Source organism: Flavobacterium sp. TN-1, assembly GCF_052828645.1.
On sequence record NZ_CM128253.1, the window covers coordinates 1044412 to 1063690 of the forward strand.

The 19279-nt window shown below is 30.4% G+C and carries 18 protein-coding genes; 8 read left to right on the forward strand and 10 right to left on the reverse strand.

The window, feature by feature from the left end:
- Positions 1–2: 2 nt before the first annotated feature.
- The 9 genes from ACUXZJ_RS04375 to ACUXZJ_RS04415 form a co-directional block, all read right to left on the reverse strand.
- The gene (locus ACUXZJ_RS04375) at positions 3–434 is read right to left on the reverse strand and encodes a GPW/gp25 family protein (RefSeq protein WP_174647507.1); all 432 of its coding nucleotides are present in this window, start codon (positions 432–434) and stop codon (positions 3–5) included.
- A gap of 2 nt (positions 435–436) precedes the next feature.
- Complete coding sequence (locus ACUXZJ_RS04380) at positions 437–1129, reverse strand: hypothetical protein (protein WP_060383617.1); 693 nt, start codon at positions 1127–1129, stop codon at positions 437–439.
- Entirely contained in the window at positions 1129–1650 is a 522-nt protein-coding gene (locus ACUXZJ_RS04385; protein WP_063743530.1) for a hypothetical protein, read from the reverse strand. The genes ACUXZJ_RS04380 and ACUXZJ_RS04385 overlap by 1 nt, the downstream gene beginning before the upstream one ends.
- Positions 1651–1668: 18 nt before the next feature.
- On the reverse strand, positions 1669–2184 hold the full coding sequence (tssO, locus tag ACUXZJ_RS04390; protein WP_060383615.1) for a type VI secretion system TssO: 516 nt from the start codon (positions 2182–2184) through the stop codon (positions 1669–1671).
- Between the two features lie 3 nt (positions 2185–2187).
- Complete coding sequence (locus tag ACUXZJ_RS04395; protein ID WP_060383614.1) at positions 2188–3345, reverse strand: hypothetical protein; 1158 nt, start codon at positions 3343–3345, stop codon at positions 2188–2190.
- Between the two features lie 162 nt (positions 3346–3507).
- Complete coding sequence (locus tag ACUXZJ_RS04400; protein WP_060383613.1) at positions 3508–4872, reverse strand: DUF5458 family protein; 1365 nt, start codon at positions 4870–4872, stop codon at positions 3508–3510.
- A gap of 11 nt (positions 4873–4883) precedes the next feature.
- On the reverse strand, positions 4884–5333 hold the full coding sequence (locus ACUXZJ_RS04405; protein ID WP_014166031.1) for a hypothetical protein: 450 nt from the start codon (positions 5331–5333) through the stop codon (positions 4884–4886).
- 13 nt (positions 5334–5346) lie between these two features.
- Positions 5347–7815, reverse strand: a complete 2469-nt coding sequence (locus tag ACUXZJ_RS04410; RefSeq protein WP_060383612.1) for an AAA family ATPase — start codon at positions 7813–7815, stop codon at positions 5347–5349.
- Between the two features lie 34 nt (positions 7816–7849).
- Positions 7850–8920, reverse strand: coding sequence for a PKD domain-containing protein (locus ACUXZJ_RS04415; RefSeq protein ID WP_060383611.1), 1071 nt, complete (start codon positions 8918–8920; stop codon positions 7850–7852).
- 229 nt (positions 8921–9149) lie between these two features.
- Here ACUXZJ_RS04415 and ACUXZJ_RS04420 point away from each other — a divergent pair, with 229 nt between their 5' ends.
- From ACUXZJ_RS04420 to ACUXZJ_RS04455, 8 genes are all read left to right on the forward strand, one after another.
- Positions 9150–9647, forward strand: coding sequence for a C40 family peptidase (locus ACUXZJ_RS04420; RefSeq protein WP_317043929.1), 498 nt, complete (start codon positions 9150–9152; stop codon positions 9645–9647).
- Positions 9648–9652: 5 nt separating this feature from the next.
- Positions 9653–10585, forward strand: a complete 933-nt coding sequence (locus ACUXZJ_RS04425; protein WP_060383610.1) for a hypothetical protein — start codon at positions 9653–9655, stop codon at positions 10583–10585.
- A 3-nt stretch (positions 10586–10588) separates the two neighbouring features.
- Complete coding sequence (locus ACUXZJ_RS04430) at positions 10589–11593, forward strand: TssN family type VI secretion system protein (RefSeq protein WP_063743531.1); 1005 nt, start codon at positions 10589–10591, stop codon at positions 11591–11593.
- 4 nt (positions 11594–11597) lie between these two features.
- On the forward strand, positions 11598–12644 hold the full coding sequence (locus tag ACUXZJ_RS04435) for a hypothetical protein (RefSeq protein WP_060383608.1): 1047 nt from the start codon (positions 11598–11600) through the stop codon (positions 12642–12644).
- Between the two features lie 20 nt (positions 12645–12664).
- Positions 12665–13147: a DUF4280 domain-containing protein gene (locus ACUXZJ_RS04440; RefSeq protein WP_060383607.1), complete on the forward strand. Its 483-nt coding sequence runs from the start codon at positions 12665–12667 to the stop codon at positions 13145–13147.
- A 9-nt stretch (positions 13148–13156) separates the two neighbouring features.
- Complete coding sequence (locus ACUXZJ_RS04445) at positions 13157–15499, forward strand: T6SS phospholipase effector Tle1-like catalytic domain-containing protein (protein ID WP_060383606.1); 2343 nt, start codon at positions 13157–13159, stop codon at positions 15497–15499.
- Positions 15489–16535 carry a DUF2931 family protein gene (locus tag ACUXZJ_RS04450; protein WP_446195877.1) on the forward strand — a complete coding sequence of 349 codons (1047 nt, stop codon included), beginning with the start codon at positions 15489–15491 and terminating at the stop codon, positions 16533–16535. The genes ACUXZJ_RS04445 and ACUXZJ_RS04450 overlap by 11 nt, the downstream gene beginning before the upstream one ends.
- A gap of 64 nt (positions 16536–16599) precedes the next feature.
- Positions 16600–17646, forward strand: coding sequence for a DUF2931 family protein (locus tag ACUXZJ_RS04455; protein WP_446195879.1), 1047 nt, complete (start codon positions 16600–16602; stop codon positions 17644–17646).
- A gap of 359 nt (positions 17647–18005) precedes the next feature.
- Here ACUXZJ_RS04455 and thiL read toward each other — a convergent pair whose 3' ends face one another.
- Entirely contained in the window at positions 18006–19058 is a 1053-nt protein-coding gene (gene thiL / locus ACUXZJ_RS04460; RefSeq protein WP_060383604.1) for a thiamine-phosphate kinase, read from the reverse strand.
- Positions 19059–19279 lie beyond the last annotated feature (221 nt).

Here is a 19279-nt window from a genome sequence, read left to right on the forward strand (position 1 = left end):
AATTAATATGATAAGGGGCCGACAAAAAATGAGCTTTGGAATAAAAAGGGTCTATTGGTTTCAAAAACTTGTCCTTTAATGCTAAAAGAAACACATTTTTTGATTCTCTTTCGACTTATGTTTCCAATATTTTTATCAGATATAACTATAGTAACGTCTTCTAGAGAAAGCCTTTTTTCGTATGTTGAGATGGCTTTTTTTAAAGTATTTGTAATGGTTTCTTTTAATAGATTATCACTTTTTAAAATATCAAAGTCTGTTTCCCATATTTCGGTTCCATAGTCATCATTAAATTTGCACTCTCCAAATGAAGTGGTTGCTATTAAGAAAATATGTTGTGCTATTGATGTGTCAATACTAATGTTTATAGCATCTTGTTTTTTTATTATTCCGTCAAAATCAATAGGTATTTTAAAATATGAACCTCTAATCATTGTTATAAATAAATTAATTTTTGAATACTTCCATTCTCGTTTATTTCCATTTCTTTTGGAATTTTGTTTCTTTTAATTATTTTTAATTCAACTCTAGGAGTTAATTTGAGGAATTTTTCTCTATAAAGTATGTCACCAATGAAGCTCTTACCATCATTATTATCTATTATAATAAAATAAGGGTTGTTTTCTGGAATTGTAATTTCATTAATATTGCCAGAAAAAATATATACTTTTTGAGGATTGTTAAATTGATAAATTAAACTATCGTGTGAAATGTTTCGATATTTTGAAATATGAAGTATTTCTATTTCATCTGCAGGTTCGTATGGGATGTTTTCATATAAGAATGAAGTTTTGTCAAAATTTTTAAATCCAAAGAAAGATAAAATACCTTTTTTGGTATTTTTTTTAACAAAACTAAACATATCTCTTGTTACTTGATAAACAGTTGTTTCGTTTGTTTTGTCATCGCTAACAATCATTTTGTAAGTAGGTATTTCTACGTTTTGTTTGTTGATTGTTAAGGTAATTTTTCCGATTTCTAAATCAGATATTGTCAAAGAAATTTTGTGTGTTCGAAGCCCTGAGTCTGTTTTTGAAACCCGTCCTATTTCTCCATTTCCTGCATAAAAAGGAGAACCTGGATTGTCTGTCATTCCTAAAGATAAATTAAGTTCTGGTATTGGACTCATTATTTCTTTATTTTATAAGTTTTTAAACAAGTTAAATCTTTTATAATTTCTGTATTTTGAGATTTATTTATTAAAATTTCATAATTTTTGTGTACAGTAAAAATTTTAATACTACTCAATTCTAGGCTTGTTAATTTTTTAAAAGTTCTTCGATTTAGTTGATGAATAAAAATACCATCACAATTTATGGGGAAATGATTTTTTAAATGTATCACATCCCCATTTTTAAAGTTAAAATCGAAAATCTTTTTTTCTTCAATACAAACACTGTTGTCATGTATTTTGAAATACATAAATATTTTGCGTTTACGTTTTCCAAATTGTAATGTAGTAAATATGCCATTGCTATTATTTACTATAAAGAGTATGGGATTAGGGCTAGCAAAGAAGCGACCGTCTAGTTTTTGTCTTGTTTGAGTAACCTGACAACTATCTATTATGGGGCTTTTTACATTTTTTTGGGCAACACAATAAAAACTTATCATGTAAAAACATAGAAATAACTTTTTTATACTATTCATTGTTATGTTTTTAAGTGTTTATTCTGCTTGTTGATAAATTTGTCTACAAACTTCTAAATCGCGTTTCATTTTATCGTATTCATCCTTTAGTGTTTTGTTTATAGTACTCAAACTATCCATTAGTTTGTGGTTTGTTGCCAATTGTTTTACTTGTTTTTTTGCATCTATTAGATCTTTGAAAGCAATAATTGTATTGTTATACATTATTTTGTTTTTCAGTGTATCTTTAGGTAACTGATTATACATTTCTGCTAACAAAGAAAGAGCCAGTTTTTCATTGAAAAAATCATTTTGACCTGGTGCATTAATAGAGTCTACAGTAGTTTTGACTTTTTCGAGTTGAAAAGAAAATTTGTTTTGAATTTCAATTTCTTTTTTGAGTTTAAAGTTTTCTGTTTTTAATAATTCGTTTTCTCTAAAAGGAAAATAAGTATTAAATAAGAGTGCTGACATAAAGACAGTTACACTTATTACAAAAAACAATACAAAAGATATAAACGCTTTAGAACGTTCTTTTTTATTAAGTATTTCCATGGTTTAATCTGCTAAAAAACTTTTACTTCTTTTTCCGTACAATAGACTGTCTCTTTCGTCCGTAATTTCGGATACGAAAATACTACCATCTCGTTTTTTACCTATGTAATCTAGTCGACTTAGAGAAGATAAGAGATTTTCGAATACATCCATAAATTTGTGAATTTTTGAGACACTTACATCAATTTGATTATGATTATAATTGTTATTTATTAGTTCTAAGAAAATATTTTCAAAGGTACCTTGATTAACGTTACACCAATCCGCAAAGTAATTTAGCAATTCTTCTTTTCCTGCTCCAGACTTTGAATCAAATAGGTTTTTAAGTGTTCTGCCTAAACCAACAACTGAAAGGAGCATTTCTGAAGGTGCTTTGTGTTTTCCTAGCCATCTGATTTTATTAATTTCTACTCCTAAATAATCTAATATTTTATCAGTTACTAATAGCATCATTAAGGCTAATTCATTTGCTTGTTTTTTAGAGTTAATCTTTTGAGCAATTTGTATTGAAAATACTTCTATCTGTCCGTAAAAACGGTTGATTTCATCATATAATTCTTGTAGTCGTTTGTGGCTTCCTACATATACTGATGGGGGGATATAAGCATTATCTATTTTTGACTCGTATGAGTTTACGAGTACTTTTCCTATGATTAAAAAGTTTCCTCCTAAACCTGTTTCGTTTACTAATTCATTTTCAGGGATAAGACTTAATAGATATTCTGGTTTTGTAAAAGGGTATCTTGGAGGATTTTCTTCAGGATCAGAGTCGCCAAAAGGTATTCTTTTAAAATAATTAACAGAAATACAAACCCATAATTTTAGACTCTCATCTCCTTTAATTTCGTAAGAGGCTTCTAAATAAGTAGAGTTAGTGTTAACGGTTTCGCTTCTGTCATCTATTTCAATTCTGGAGCCATTAGGTGTTATGGCGTGACATTCCTGTACTTGTACTCTTAATGATTTATGACTATCTACCATTAAGTTTAATTTGATAGAATTATCAGCAGGTAATAGGCCATAAGATATTAATGACGTATGCAACCCCACGGTATCCTTTATGGAATCATTGATGAAGTTTTGAATCGAATTAAAGTGATTTTTGTTTATTTTCATTCCGTCAATCCAATTGACAGGGAAATAATTTAGTTTTTCTATCATTATTTTTGTGTTTTTGATTGAATTCAAAAAAAACAAATAGAAGTTAATAAGAAGACTTTTTTTATTTAGGTTGTTTTATATGAGCTAAATAGGTTTAAAGAAGTGTTTTTTATTAACTTATAAAAACAACCGTTTCTGAAAGAAACGGTTGTTTGTTGGTTCTTATTTTTGTTCGTACTCAGTATCCCATTCATTTCCGTCATCTCCTTTGTGTCCATCCATTTTAATTAGGAAGTTTTTAGCAGGGAAATAAGGTTTCATGTGAATGTCTAAATGAATTCGATCTTTTTGTATAGGATCTTGTTCAAATCTTTTTACTTCAAAATTTTCAATTAGTTTTCCAGGGCCACTTATTGAATCTAAGAAGCGAACGATTTGTCCCATGATTTCTTTACGAGTTACGGCTGTAAAGTTTTCAAAAGCTCTTCTGTTTAAGAAATCCATTAATACTTTTGTAACGTAGTCAAACACCCTAACAACAGAATAGGTTTGTAGACCCAAATTATCACCGTTGAAAAGAGTTTTAGCAGAAAATGCCATTACTTTTCCGTATTCGTTTACCATAGGAATTAATCCAAGGCTTTCTAAATTAGCAATTTCACTCTTTTTTAGATCAAATTTTACGCCATCTACTTCGTTAATTCCTCCGTATTTTTTACCAGCTGTTACCTGAGACATTAATGTTTTGTATACTTTTCCTGCTAAGGCAGCTGAAGGAGCAACATATAGGTCTTCTGTTTCTTGAATTTCTTCAAATCGGCCTCTACCAACGAGCCAGTTACAAGTCATTAATACATTTGAACGATATACTTCGCCTCCTGTTAGATAGGCTTGATCAAACATTTCCATAACGTCATCTGGTTCGTCTAAATGTTCAAAGTCTGTTACTAGCATAACTTTGTTTTCATGTGCAATTTTAGCCCATTTTTCTACGACTTTATTAGAACCTAAATATCCTGGAATTACTAAAATACCATAGTTGTTTTTTAGATCTAAACGGTCATAGTTATTTACTAATTCTGCATGAATTGTATCTATAAATCGAGTATTATCTAGATCTTTTAATTGTTCTAAATCAGAATTAATAACGGTAACATTTTTTACTTTGTCCGTTTCTGTGTTTTTATAGAATAGAGCTATTGTACGATAATTAGTTTCTAATTCTTTAGTGACTTCTACGGCTCTTGATAAATTTTTCTTTAATAAATCTTCGGCTTCTTTTCTTTTGTCTTCGCAATTAGAAACAATGTCTGTTATATTTGTTGCATCGGAAAGAACCTCAGCCCAAAGCTTAAGTGTTTTTTTTAAAGATTCTCTTTCTTTTTCTTTTTCTTTTTCAGAAAGAAAGATTTTTCTTCTTGCTTTTCTGTCAGGATTTAAATTTTGTGCTCCTTCAATGGTTGTTTCTAATAGATCAAAACCACCAAATTTTGCTAACTTTTCTAGGCTACCTTCTAAATTAGCCTGTCCCTTCTTTTGTTCTAAAACTGTACTGTCAACGTGTTGACTTTCTTTATTTTGTGCCATTAGTAGTCTGTTTATTTGTTTTCTTCTAGTTCTTTAATAAGAGATTGTAATGAATCTAATAATGCTTTTTTTGCATCTGGATCTTCTAAAGCTCCTTTTAAGATTTTGTTGCTTTTAAGTTGTTTAATAATTTTTTGATACTGATCTTTTTCTGTTTCTAGACCTGTCAAAAAGTTACTTTGTTGAGTAATTCCTTTTACACCAAAATCGCCAAGGTTTTTAAAGTTTAAATTTTCCATTTTAGTAGAACCATCTAAATTTTCAAAATCAACCTTTATTTCAGGTTTAAAATGGTCAAACACTTTTTCAATGGTTGTTAATCCTTCTACTAGTTCTGGTTTTACAGGACTTTCTGCAGTTAGTTTTTGAGCAATAATTGTTCTGTTTTGAGGGATTTCGCTTATTGCTTCGTTTGCGTCTAATGGTACTTCATTACCACCAATTCCATGATTTGATAACATAATACTTAATTTATTAGTTTAACTCTATATTTAATTTGATTTTTTCCCAACATAATTCTCCATTTTTTAGAGAAACTTTGACTGTATCGCCTTCATTGTATTCCATTGCGACTATTTTTTTCGCTAAAGGTCTTCTGAGTTTTCCTCTTATGATTCCTTTTAGCGGACGTGCTCCGTATTTTGCATCGTATCCTTGTTCAGCAAGGAGTTCTTTAACTTCTTGACTTACGACTAAATTAATATGGATGCTTTTAGCTAAATCTATTAACTCCTTTTTTAAATGAATTTCAAATATTTTTAATGCGTTTATTTTGCTTATTGGTCTAAAAGGAATAGATTCTGTTAATCGGCCTAAGAACTCGGGTCTGAAATATCTGCTCATGATTTCAAGTAATTTGGCGTTTGTAGGTATTTCATCTTTTTCAAAGGATTCTACAATAAAATCAGACCCAATGTTAGATGTAAATAGGATAATAGCGTTAGAAAAATCGCCTTCTTTTCCTAGTCTATCGTGTAATTTTCCTTCATCCATTAGTTGAAGAAAGACATCAAAAACGGAACTATGAGCTTTTTCTATTTCATCAAATAAGACGATAGAATAAGGTTTTTGTCTAATTTTATTTACCAATAGTCCTCCTTCTTCATAGCCAACATACCCTGGAGGAGCACCATAGAGTAATGCTGCGGAATGTTCTTCTTTAAATTCTGACATATCAAAACGAATGATAGCATTTTCATCTTGAAAAAGAAATTCGGCTAATGATTTTGCTAATTCTGTTTTTCCTGTTCCTGTTGGTCCTAAGAAAAAGAATGAACCAATGGGCTGTCCTGCTTTGCTTAAGCCTGAACGAGATTCTAATATAGCTTCTGAAACAATACTGATGGCATGGTCTTGTCCTACTACTCTTTTGGTAAGAATTTTTTCCATGTCATTTAGCTTTTGTTTTTCTTCATTTTTTAATTTTCCTATCGGAATATTTGTTTTTTGCGAGATGATTAAGGCTAAATCAAGTTCTGTAATATGGGTTCTTTTTTCATTAGCTATTTTTTCAAGTGTTTCAATATATTTTCGACAGAAATTTAAAATTTCAGGAATTCCTTCAAAGTGCAAATTTTTAATATTAATGTCATGATTTGAAGTGGTATAAAGAAAGTTTGTTTTGCTTAATAAATCATTTAGAAACCATTCAGCCTTTTGCATTAATTCATCTTCTTCTATTTCTCCAATATTTTCCTCAATATTTTTAATTTGATTAAGTAAATGCTCTCTTTCATTTATGAAAGTATCTCCAGTTGTTTTAAGTACTGACATGGTATGATCTATCAAGTCTATTGCAGAAGCTGGTAGACTTTTTTCTTTCATGTATCGTTTTGAAAATCGGATTGCTTCCTTTATAGTAGCATCATCTATTGTTATTCCATGATGTTTTTGGTAATCTTGCAATGTTTGTTTCAACATTCTAAAATGGGTTTCGTCCTCTTTTTCTTCCAATTTAATGAGTTCGAACATTCCTGATAGGGTTTGTTCTTTTTCGATTTTTTTGGTGTATTCTTCTATTGTTGAGGTAGCTAGGATTGTAAGTCCTTTAGATAGTTCACTTTTTAGTAAATTTACTATGTTTGTGTCGGAACCATTGCCTCCAAATAGGGAGTGAAATTCTTCTATTATCAAAATAGATTTAGGGATATGCTTAAGTTCTTGCGCAATATTTTTTATTCGGTCTTCTATTTCTCCTTTATAAGATGCTCCTGCAACTAAGGCTCCCATATCAAGTTCAAAAATTTCTATTTGAGATAGTAAGTCAGGGATTTGATTGAGTAATACTTTTTGAACAAAACCTTCTATTAAGGATGTCTTTCCAATACCAGAATCTCCTAGTATAATTACATTTTGTTTACTGTATCTACAAAGTATTTCGGTAATGTTATTGATTTCTAAATCTCTACCTATTAGTAATTCTTTTTTGTTTTTTAATCTAATTTCTTGGTTTTTGTCTATACAATACTTTTGTAAAAAGCCATTTTTGTTGAAAGTTGAAAGACTTTTTGAAGTACTTGTAAAAGTATCTTTAATTAAATCATTTCTTGTTATAGGAAATGATTTCATTTTTTCAAAACTAAATGCAACGCCAGGGGTGCAAATGGCGGTCATTACATGTAATAATGTTATTTCATCTTCTTTTAGTTCTTCTCTAATAGAATCTGCTTCGGCAAATATTTCATCTATAATTTCGTCTGGTTCACAATAGTATTGATTAGTGGATTTTGGAGATTCTTCTATTTTAACTTCCGCCCATTCTTCAATATAATATACATCAATTCCTAGAGATTCTAGTTGTTTTAGTAAGGACAAATCTCTATTAAGGATTGCTTTAAGTAAGTGAGCTCCATTAAAATGGGAGTTTAAATTTTCTCTACCTATTTTTTGTGCAATATCTATAGCTTTATTGACTTCTGTATTGTACGTAATTTCTTGATTCATTTTTAGTTTGTCTATTATAAAAAATAAATTGTTTTTACTCTTTAACCCAAATCATCCATTTTTTGGTTTTGTATTGAATATTGATGTTTTGAATGCAGTTGCTGTTATCATTTCTGTTTAGTTGTAAGAATGTTATTTTAATTTGTTTTCCAGAGATAGATTTACACAATTCTGAGAAAGACATTACATTATCATCATTTACAACAACAGGAATTTCAAAATTTCCACACAAATATTCTTTGAAATCATCTTTTGTTTTTACTTGAGCTGCTACTTGTTTTAGTAATAATTGAAATTGTTCATTAGAGATTTCGCTTGTTTTTGTTTTTTCGTTTGATTCTTTATGGTTGTCATGTTTTGGAGAGACAGGTATATATCCTAACATGTCTTCTAGAGGGTCTTTTTTTGCCATTCCTCTTGGAAGGGAAAAAGTAGAATGTGGTTTTTCATATTCATAGGTTTCCATGTCTATTTTTTGTTTAGCAACAATAACTTTAGGGGCAACATAGATTATTTTAGTGGCAATATGTTCTAAGTCTCCATTAACAATTAGAGTTATTTTTTTTTCTCCAGTTGTTTTGAATTTGTAGGATACATTTTGTCCAACGGCATCTAAAGATGTAGTTTCGCCAAAACTCCATTCCCAAGATTCTCCTCCGTTTTTCTCAGCACTAAAGCGAACAACTTCTCCTAAAAAAGCTACGTTTGGGGCTTTTATTAAGGGAAGATATCCTGTTTGTTGTCCAACGTTTGTTATTCTTACTAGTTTTTCATAGTAACAGCTGCCGTTTACGATCAGCTTAACAACATAATCTCCTTCTTTTTTATATTTATGAAATGTTCTTTGTCTGTTGTCAACTGTTGTGCTATCTCCAAAATCCCACTCCCAACTTGAGGCTCCTTTTGTATTGTCAAAAAATTCTACTACCTCATCAGGCTTGAACTCGTCAGCTGTAATTAGAAAGTTACCAGTGTTACAATCTATATGACGAGAATATTTAAATAGGAATATTCCAAATCCTAAAAGGATTAAAAGTCCAAAACCTAAAAAGATTCTTACATCTATTTTGGTTAAATAATTAAATTTGTTAAAAAATCGTTTCACTCTAATTGGAAATAAATATTTGTTCGTACAACCTGTTACAAATATATTTTTTTTATTTAAAAATTTTTATTTTTGTGAAAAAGATCTGATGAAAATTATCAAAAATATTAAAAGCTTATTAATCGCAAGCTTTTTGTGCTCGTGCTCTTCGAAGCAGTACTTAAAATATATTCCTTATCAATATTCCTTTCAGGAAGTTATAAAACAAAAAAAAAGTGAATTAAGTAAGTTGAAAAACGAAGTTATTGTAGATGACAATGAAGATAACCTAAAAGATGAGGATTTAAAACTAAAAGAAAAATATTCTATAATTTTAGGAGTAATGCCTAAAGAAATTAAAAACTATGAACTCTATTCTTATGTGGATAAATGGGTAGGAACTCCTTATAAAAAAGGAATTTTAGATTTAAAAGAAGGAGCTGATTGTTCTTTTTTTGCGCAAACTCTTTATAGCGAAGTTTATGATGAAGTACTCCCTAAGGATCCCGCGGGTATGTTTAGATCTAAATTAATACAACTTTTTACTGGTAGGACATATCTGCAAGAAGGTGATTTGATATTTCTTAGATATGATAAGGATCATCCTATTTCAGACGTAGGGATTTACTTGAAAAACGATAGAATTATAGCTTGTACGGCTGAGGGGCTTGATATTTATAATTTTAACGATAAATATTTTCAGTTAAGATTTGTTTCTGCTGGAAGATTAGTTAAATCAAAAAAATAAACAATATGACTCATTTAAATGAAATCTTGAGTTTAATTAGAAATATTAAATCAGATATACGAGCCGAAGTAATAGTGAATGATTTATTAAATAATAAAATTATTTCTGATAATCAATTCATTATTCAAAAAGAAAGTCAATTTTCTAGAACCTATAGAAGAGATATATTAGAAGTAGATATAAAGGATTTTAATCTTGATAAAAAAGAATATCTAAATTTTACTTTATCACGAGATAGTCTTTATGATTTACTTCCAGAAGGGGTATTTCATCAGTCTAAAAATGAATATCCAGACAAAGGAGTCAACAAAATGATTAATGAGTATCAAACTCAAAAAAAGGAACAAAAGGCGGCACGTGTTTTTTTTCAACCATTTGAAAATGAGTTTTTTGCCTACGGTGTGTCTCTTGAAGATTTTGAAACTAATTTTCTTTCTGAATTAAACAACCCTTCTGTTTCTGATTTGTTTTATGAGTTCTGGGGTATTACTAAAGAAATACCAGAACATTTAGCTTCTAAATTAATACATTTTTTGCCCTATACCTATCAAATAGTAGGGAATATAAACTTAGCAACTAACTTATTGTCTTTTTTCCTTGGTGAAAAAGTTTCTATAATAAATAAAGGATCTCAGCAATATTCAGATGAAAAATTGGCTATTTCATTAGGAGAAGCTCAACTAGGGATAGACTTTATATCAGGAGTAGAATATGACGATTATTCCATACATTTAGAAGTGCAGATAGGACCTCTTAAAAATTCCTCCTTTTTAGATTATATCCTAGAAGGTAAAATAAAAAAATTCCTAGATCTTTATTATGAATATTTTTTTCCTATGGAAACAGATCTTAAAACGAACATACTAATTCCTAACGACCAACAAAATTTTGAATTCACAGATAAAAAAACAATTCTGGGATACAACACAATTATTTAACAAATGAGAAAATACTTTATCAATCTTATCGAACTAAAATTATTGTCAGCAATTATTATTGCAATAGCTGTTTGTACAATATTAACCATGATTTTTATTCAAAAAACACCAGGTTTTAAAGAAAAATATAAAACTAAATTTATAATTTATGAATTATCAGTTGCCTTACTATACGTTATAATTACTTTCCTAGGATTTAATAATCTATTAAGTAACAATGCTATGAATTGCTTTATATTTTATCAAGTATCTTCATTGTTATTGGGAATCTTACAAGTCTATCTGTATAAAAACTATTTCAATAAATTTGAGAAAAGAGAAGTTTGGTTTGTCTACTTCTTTATACTCATAACCGTTGTTTATTCCTTTTTTAGCTTTGCCATAACTCATACGTTTTTAAATGGACCTGATTTATTGTACCTAATGTCCAGTCATTTTATCCTATTTTTTATCCCTCAGTTAATTTATGATACATTTAATATAGGAATGATTATACCCGCTAAAGTATATAAAACATGGCAGTTTCCTGCTAATTACATAGAAATAGCAGGTGTAAGTGATTCTGAAATGAGAGATTTAGTGGTAATTACTTTTTTAATTAAAAAAGATAATGGAGATGAAAAATACAGACAATATAGAGCAAAAGGACCTACAAGATTAGATTTTGGGCGCCTGTTTTACAACTTTGTCTTAGACTATAATGCGAAACATGAAGATGAACCTATTGCAATTCAAGACCAAAACGGATTGTACAGCTGGGTATTCTTTTTTCAAACAAAATGGTATGAATCTGCTAAATATATAGATCCTACTCAAACACTTTACATGAATACAATTACCGAAAATGCCGTTATTGTTTGTATGAGAACGGATGAAATTGTATTAGATGAAAATAATAAAGACAATGATAATGATGATCTAGAATATCAATACGATAGAGAAAAGGACGATAAAAGAATTGGCAAAAATAATAAAAAAGAAGCCGATCAAATGGAAACCATAAGCTAATAAAATGAAAGAAAAATATCAGATTTATAAAATTAAACCAAACAGTATTCGATTAAAAGAATTAGCTAATACATTCAATTTATTACCCGAAGAACTTAGATGGTTCCATAATATATATTGCCCAGTAGAGGATTTAATAGAATCTGATATACAACCCCATGTAGAAAATATTTGTATTCCTATTCCAGGAACATCCATTGATTTTTATGCTAAAAAACAAAGAAGCAAACCTTTTTATAAAGCAATAAATACGCTGTATGTACCCCCATCATTTAACAAAAAATATGGAATCATACAGCGTATAACAACAAATGATGAAGAAATAAGCTTTTTTCATTATCAAATTAAACTTCAGAAAAACACCCTAAACAACATAGTTATAAAGAGATACCCCCTTTATATTAATTATCAAAGACCAGATCTTATAATAGAACAAATAGCAGATGAAATAGGAAGCGTTTTTTATCCACTAGAACTCGAACTATACAACAATGCTAAACTAAAAATCATTGCTAATTTCCCTGAAATACAAAAAAGGTGGAAAACAAAAAAAATACAATTAGAAAACTATTACAAAGGCAGCGTCGCAGAAAATTTATTTAACAAAATAAATCATCAATTACAATACCGAGGGCAAACACAACGAGGAATCTTAGATAGTTGGTTTTTTGTTCTGTACTTTGTTTCATTATACGATACGTTTAATGATCAAAAAACATATACTTTCAATTTGCCCCTACCCATTTTTCCTAAAAAACCAAAAGTATTATATCAAATCACTCTTCAAATAGAAGAAACTCTTTCAGAAACAAACAAATTTATAATTCATGCAAAAGGACATTGTATAGACAGTAGGTTTGCAACTGAAATAGAAAACGGAAAAACCATTCATGATCCAGAACTTATAGGGGAAAAAGTAAAAGGAGATTTTGCATTTGTTTACACGCTTAATGCACAAGATAACAGTGTCTTCTCCATTTTTGGAACAGTAGATTTAGAACTCAATAATACCATCCGAAAAATTAGCTTTGAATGTTATGAACAAATTTAAACAACTAAATATACAATCTTATGAGCGAAAAACATCTCGTTTGCCAAGGAGCCGAATGCAAATGTAATTTTGGAACAGCACCCGATAAATTAAAAGTACTGACCCAAGATAAACATTATATCAACGATCATAAAGGAACTCAAAAACGAATGGCAACCCATAAAGACATTGGTAAAACCTTTGAAAAAAATACCTTTGGATCTTGCTCGAAGATGAATAACAACCCTTGTCAGGCTACAATAACAGAATGGAGTGGTTATTACAAAAAAATTACATTAGATATTAACAAAGGACATGCTTTGTTAGAAGACAACAAAGCTACCTGTCCTATAGGAGGAAAAGATTGTATAACCATTACAAATCACGGACAAACAGCTGAAGTATCTCAACAAAATATAAAAAATGCAAAACCTGAAATAATAGCAGAGCTATGCCCTTTTGTAGATTTTTTAGAAGAAGAAACAGACGCTATAGAAAATGATGATACGTTTGTAACCCTATAGAACAAAAAGATGAAAATAATAGGCGATATAAGACCATATACAAACAAATATTACAGCTATACAGTAGTTGATAATTACGGAGGAACAACATTTGTAATTCTTTGGCAAGTATATAACAATGCTAAATTGATTACCGAAAATGGAACTGGGATTTTTAAGTTTGGAATTAATACAGTTGGAAATACCTTTACACTAATTGCCAAAGTAAGAAATCCTGAAACCAATAAAATAGAAGATATAGCAACTGAAATACAACCCCTAGCAGGAAAACCCGAAATACTCGACCTTTATTGGAGAGATGTAAATGGAGAAAAAATAGATAATAGAGAAGTGGCTTATCTAGACAAAGTTACCTTAGTGATAAAAACCAAAAATATTCCCCAAGGGGACGTCCTTAAAATAACGATTTTTGAAGATGAATACCTAGACGGTCATGGAGATAGCTCTCGGAATATGGGAAAATACTACACTAAAGGCGTTACAAAGAATGGCTACGCTTACCTAGACCTTGCCAATATGAGTCTTTACCAAAAAAAACTCAATAACAGTGATTATGTAAATGATGGAGTACACTTGTTTTACGCACAAATACACTATTACAATAAGTTAAACCAGATAAAAGACCAAATACAAATAAAGGTAAATAATAAACTCACACAAATGATACAACCCTATACAGGCAATAATCCTGCGAAAATAGGTCAAGTAGAAAACAAAGCAAAACAAAGAAAGAAAGCAGTAGATTTTACCTTCGGTGTTTTTTTAGATGGTACCCTAAACAATATGTATGATACCGAACTAAGACAGTATGCAGAAGGAAAAAAAGTAATCAATACCAGTGGCTTAGGTGTAAGCCAATCTCGAGCTGTAGATATTTATCAAGACCATGGCGATCCTGATGAAATGCAAAGTAGTTATGAAAACGACCTCTCCAATCCCGCTATATTGTATAAAAATTATGAACCTAATGAAATAGAAAAAATATATCCAATTTATATAAGCGGTATAGGTACCAATACAGCTCCTAAAAACCAAGGGCAAACCTTGCGACCAGAGGATTATAAAGACAACGACCTCATAGAAGGTCCCGCTTTTGGTATGGGCAGTTCAGGTATTATGGATAATGTAAAAAAAGCCATTTTAGACGTTGTAAAAGAATTAAAAAATATTAAATCAGATCAAAAAATAGGAACTATAACTTTTGACGTATTTGGTTTTAGTCGTGGTGCCGCTGCCGCACGGCATTTTGTACACATAGTTACACATCCTCCCTACAATCCTATTGTGTACAAAAAAAAGGAGCGTGACTCGATTGTATTAGACTTGCAAAAGAATCAATTGCCTGTTTCTTATAAATACAAAACCATGCCTCATTTTGGACTCCTAGGGCAGTTGCTTCAAGAAAACGGGATTTTAGATGCACAAACACAAGTTAACGTTCGTTTTGTAGGTATTTATGACACCGTTTCGCATCATGGTTTATCTCAGGATAATGATATAAAAGACCTAGGATTAGATAGTGTAAACAAAGCAGATTATGTTGTACACATGGTAGCAGCAGATGAGCATCGTGCTAATTTTAGTTTAGCAGATATTTCTTCTGTTGCTAAAACCCATCCTGAAAGTGGCAAAAAAGGAGGAATAGAGCTCATCTACCCTGGAGTACATTGCGATGTAGGAGGCGCTTATGAAGATGGTAAACCAGATAATCCTAAAAGAATTGCGATAGAATGGGATCTTCCTTCTTTAAAAAAAGTAAGAGAGGAACTCATCAGACAAGGTTGGTTTAAAGAAGATCAACTGTTTGTGAAATTTCAAAAAGGATGGGACTTAAATGCGAATGCACGTAAATGCTATTTAGAGGGCAACAGAAAGTGGCTTAGTAATCAGTACAGCTATATCCCTCTGCATATTATGGCAAAAATTTGTGGTATAAAAAAGGTGCAGATAAATAATAAACAATTATTAGAATTTAAAAATTTTAAAGAAAATACCTATAATGATCTCAAAGCACATACTTTAGGAAATCATATAGTTGGAAATATAGCCTTTTTAGAACGGATCAAAAAAAAGCTGGAAGATTATACGTTTAATGGGGGGATGCCTTTTGGTTTTATAGAATATAAAGAACCCGCTACAATATATGAAACAGATGCCTCTAAGGCAAGTGTGAATAAAGAGCGTGAAGAACGCGAAAAACAAAAAGAAGAAGAAATAAATAAAGATATTAGATTCCTACGCAACCACTATTTGCACTGGAACGCTACTTATGGTAGTTCAGGCATAGATCTTTTGGTAGAAAAAGATTATCCGAATATAATAAATGGTAAAAGAAAAAGAAATGTATACTAAACTAAAAAAGCTCCTTATCCTTTTGTTTATCCTACCATTAGGAGGATGCAAACACACAAATAAAAAACACGATAAAATGATACAAGAGAATTTTTCTTACGGAGTAGGGGTTACTTCACCCAAAGAATATCCTACGGAAGTATATATAGGGTATTTGTTAGATCAAAACAAAAAACTTATTTGCGGAATGCCTCGATCGGGAACCAATGGAGGCGGTTGGACTTATAAAGGAAAACAAGGCGGTATGGGAGGTAGTTCTATTCCGTATTATTTAAATCTTACCTATGTAGCCTATGCCGAAAAAAAGTTTTATAAAGTAGAGGCAGCACTACCCGCTGATAAAATTTTAGCAGAATTTAAAAAAGGATATGATCGTATGACACATAAGGGAGATATCGTCCATGAAACGTATGATGTTCTAACCGTAGGAGCAGCTCCAGGTGGATGTATAGTGGTTTGGTTATCAGGAAGTAATAATCGTGTCGAAATTTGTCGTTTGCAAGCCAAAGAAACCTTTGTGGATCGAAACGATTTTTATGACAATCCCCATCAAAGAACCCAAAAAGATTTTTTTGATACCATGTATGATATAGCCGTTCCCGATAGTATCAAAGCAGAAATAAAACAAAAAGGCATACCGTATGGTTTATGGGACCAGTACAGAGAAAAATACAAGTACCGTTTTATACTTAAATCCTATGATGAAAAAGATAAATTTACTCATAATTATTATTTGTATTACAATGCAGAAGCAGATGAGGTATTACAAGAAAAACTAAATAAACAAGAATACATGATAAAAGGAATTCCTTATACATGTAATTTTATATTTAGAACCTATAGTACCGAAATCATTTTCAATGATCGAGAAATGCTACAAGTATTTGATAAATTAAAGAAAAAATATCCTGAAATCCCCATAGATATAATTATAAAACCAACCTTTATGTACGACGATATGAAAATTTCAGTAAAATGTACAACAGAAGAAATCCCCCTTACAAAATACAAAGTAGTAGGTGTTTGGGGAGGATAAGAAATACATGTTTTTAAGTTTTGTGAAGTAAAAAGGTATGATAACAAGTTAAACAGTAAAAGAAATGTATACTAAACTAAAAAAGCTCCTTATCCTTTTGTTTATCCTACCATTAGGAGGATGCAAACACACAAATAAAAAACACGATAAAATGACACAAGAGAATTTTTCTTACGGAGTAGGGGTTACTTCACCCAAAGAATATCCTACGGAAGTACATATAGGGTATTTGTTAGATCAAAACAAAAAACTTATTTGCGGAATGCCTCGATCAGGAACCAATGGAGGTGGTTGGACTTATAAAGGAAAACAAGGCGGTATGGGAGGTGGTTCTATTCCGTATTATTTAAATCTTACCTATGTAGCCTATGCCGAAAAAAAGTTTTATAAAGTAGAGGCAGCACTACCCGCTGATAAAATTTTAGCAGAATTTAAAAAAGGATATGATCGTATGACACATAAGGGAGATATCGTCCATGAAACGTATGATGTTCTAACCGTAGGAGCAGCTCCAGGTGGATGTATAGTGGTTTGGTTATCAGGAAGTAATAATCGTGTCGAAATTTGTCGTTTGCAAGCCAAAGAAACCTTTGTAGATCGAAACGATTTTTATGACAATCCCCATCAAAGAACCCAAAAAGATTTTTTTGATACCATGTATGATATAGCCGTTCCCGATAGTATCAAAGCAGAAATAAAACAAAAAGGCATACCGTATGGTTTATGGGATCAGTACAGAGAAAAATACAAGTACCGTTTTATATTTAAATCCTATGATGAAAAAGATAAATTTACTCATAATTATTATTTGTATTACAATGCAGAAGCAGATGAGGTATTACAAGAAAAACTAAATAAACAAGAATACATGATAAAAGGAATTCCTTATACATGTAATTTTATATTTAGAACCTATAGTACCGAAATCATTTTCAATGATCGAGAAATGCTACAAGTATTTGATAAATTAAAGAAAAAATATCCTGAAACCCCCATAGATATAATTATAAAACCAACCTTTATGTACGACGATATGAAAATTTCAGTAAAATGTACAACAGAAGAAATCCCCCTTACAAAATACAAAGTAGTAGGTGTTTGGGGAGGATAAGAAATACATGTTTGATACTGTACAAAAAAATCTTTACACACTTTTTTTGTACAGTATCAGCTTTTTTGGGATTTGGTTTTTCTAATACAATCTATATTTTACTGATATACAATTTTTTATTGAATTATAAATGAATTTGATTTTCAATGGTTTGCTTTACTTAATCCTTCTTTTGGTCGAAATGATAAGATTGCGATATTTTCGGACAGTCTCTTTTATTTTATAAAATAAAAAGCCTTGGAAAATCAACAAGGCATTTTATCTATAACATTTTTTTAGGCGTAATCTCGTTTAAAAGACATAGAATACGTAAAAAAAGCTTTTTTACATTTTAGTCTTGCTTTATGATTTAAAATAATTTATTTATCTTCAGCTAAAGCATTCCAGCCCCTCGCTTTCAATTCAATTTTTGTATTAGCACGAGTAATTAGATGTATACCTTCTTTATCAGGTACTATATGACCTATGGTAGTAAAATTGGGATTTCCTTTTAATTTATCGTAATCATCCATTTTTATGGTAAACAACAACTCATAATCTTCGCCTCCATTTAATGCTATTGTAGTACTATCTATATTAAATTCTTCACATACGTTAATAAACTGAGGGTCCAATGGTAGTTTTTCTTCATACAGATTACAACCTACTTGGGATTGTTTACATAAATGTAAGATTTCAGAAGATAAGCCATCTGAAATATCAATCATAGAAGTAGGACGTACTCCTAATGATTTTAAAATTTCAGTAACATCTTTTCTTGCCTCTGGTTTTAATTGACGTTCAACCAAGTAAGCGTATTGATCTAAATCGGGTTGATTATTAGGGTTAACTAAAAAAACCTGTTTTTCTCTTTCAAGCACTTGCAACCCCATGTAAGCAGCCCCTAAATCGCCCGATACAACTAACAAATCATTTGGTTTTGCACCAGTCCTATACACAATATCTTTTTCTTCTGCCTCCCCTAGTGCGGTAATAGATAGGATTAAGCCTTTTTGAGAAGAGGTAGTATCACCTCCTATTACATCTACTCCATATTGTTTAGCTGCTAAAGAAATACCTGCATATAACTCTTCTAATGCTTCTAAACTAAAACGATTAGATATAGCAATAGATACTGTAATTTGAGTTGCTTTTGCATTCATTGCATAAATATCAGATAAATTGACTACTACTGACTTATAACCAAGATGCTTTAAAGGCATATAGGCCAAATCAAAATGAACACCTTCAATTAATAAATCTGTTGAGACTACTGTTTGTTTAGAACCAAAATTTAATACCGCAGCATCATCTCCAATTCCTTTTAAAGTAGAAGCATTGGTAATTTTAAAATGTTTGGTTAAATGTTCTATTAATCCAAATTCCCCTAATTGAGCTACACTTGTTCTTGGAGACATTTTATCTTCAATCATAATCTTTTAATTTACAAAACAAAGGTACAAACTAAAAGTGAAACCCTATATAATCCCAAATTACACATTAAAAAATTATTACAAATAAAAAGTTCTAAATCTATTTTAGGATTAAGTATAAATAGTAAACACTAATTTTTGTTGCTTTTGTAGATGTACTATTTTTAAAAAGAAGATTTAAAGTTTAAATGGTATAACAAAAACAAAAGTAAAAATTGTAG

Coding starts and splice junctions, on each gene's coding strand:
- tssO (WP_060383615.1), bottom strand. CDS start 2,184: ATGGAAATACTTAATAAAAAAGAACGTTCTAAAGCGTTTATATCTTTT.
- ACUXZJ_RS04435 (WP_060383608.1), top strand. CDS start 11,598: ATGAAAGAAAAATATCAGATTTATAAAATTAAACCAAACAGTATTCGA.
- ACUXZJ_RS04455 (WP_446195879.1), top strand. CDS start 16,600: ATGTATACTAAACTAAAAAAGCTCCTTATCCTTTTGTTTATCCTACCA.
- ACUXZJ_RS04450 (WP_446195877.1), top strand. CDS start 15,489: ATGTATACTAAACTAAAAAAGCTCCTTATCCTTTTGTTTATCCTACCA.
- ACUXZJ_RS04425 (WP_060383610.1), top strand. CDS start 9,653: ATGACTCATTTAAATGAAATCTTGAGTTTAATTAGAAATATTAAATCA.
- ACUXZJ_RS04440 (WP_060383607.1), top strand. CDS start 12,665: ATGAGCGAAAAACATCTCGTTTGCCAAGGAGCCGAATGCAAATGTAAT.
- thiL (WP_060383604.1), bottom strand. CDS start 19,058: ATGATTGAAGATAAAATGTCTCCAAGAACAAGTGTAGCTCAATTAGGG.
- ACUXZJ_RS04410 (WP_060383612.1), bottom strand. CDS start 7,815: ATGAATCAAGAAATTACGTACAATACAGAAGTCAATAAAGCTATAGAT.
- ACUXZJ_RS04380 (WP_060383617.1), bottom strand. CDS start 1,129: ATGAGTCCAATACCAGAACTTAATTTATCTTTAGGAATGACAGACAAT.
- ACUXZJ_RS04375 (WP_174647507.1), bottom strand. CDS start 434: ATGATTAGAGGTTCATATTTTAAAATACCTATTGATTTTGACGGAATA.
- ACUXZJ_RS04445 (WP_060383606.1), top strand. CDS start 13,157: ATGAAAATAATAGGCGATATAAGACCATATACAAACAAATATTACAGC.
- ACUXZJ_RS04430 (WP_063743531.1), top strand. CDS start 10,589: ATGAGAAAATACTTTATCAATCTTATCGAACTAAAATTATTGTCAGCA.
- ACUXZJ_RS04405 (WP_014166031.1), bottom strand. CDS start 5,333: ATGTTATCAAATCATGGAATTGGTGGTAATGAAGTACCATTAGACGCA.
- ACUXZJ_RS04400 (WP_060383613.1), bottom strand. CDS start 4,872: ATGGCACAAAATAAAGAAAGTCAACACGTTGACAGTACAGTTTTAGAA.
- ACUXZJ_RS04395 (WP_060383614.1), bottom strand. CDS start 3,345: ATGATAGAAAAACTAAATTATTTCCCTGTCAATTGGATTGACGGAATG.
- ACUXZJ_RS04385 (WP_063743530.1), bottom strand. CDS start 1,650: ATGAATAGTATAAAAAAGTTATTTCTATGTTTTTACATGATAAGTTTT.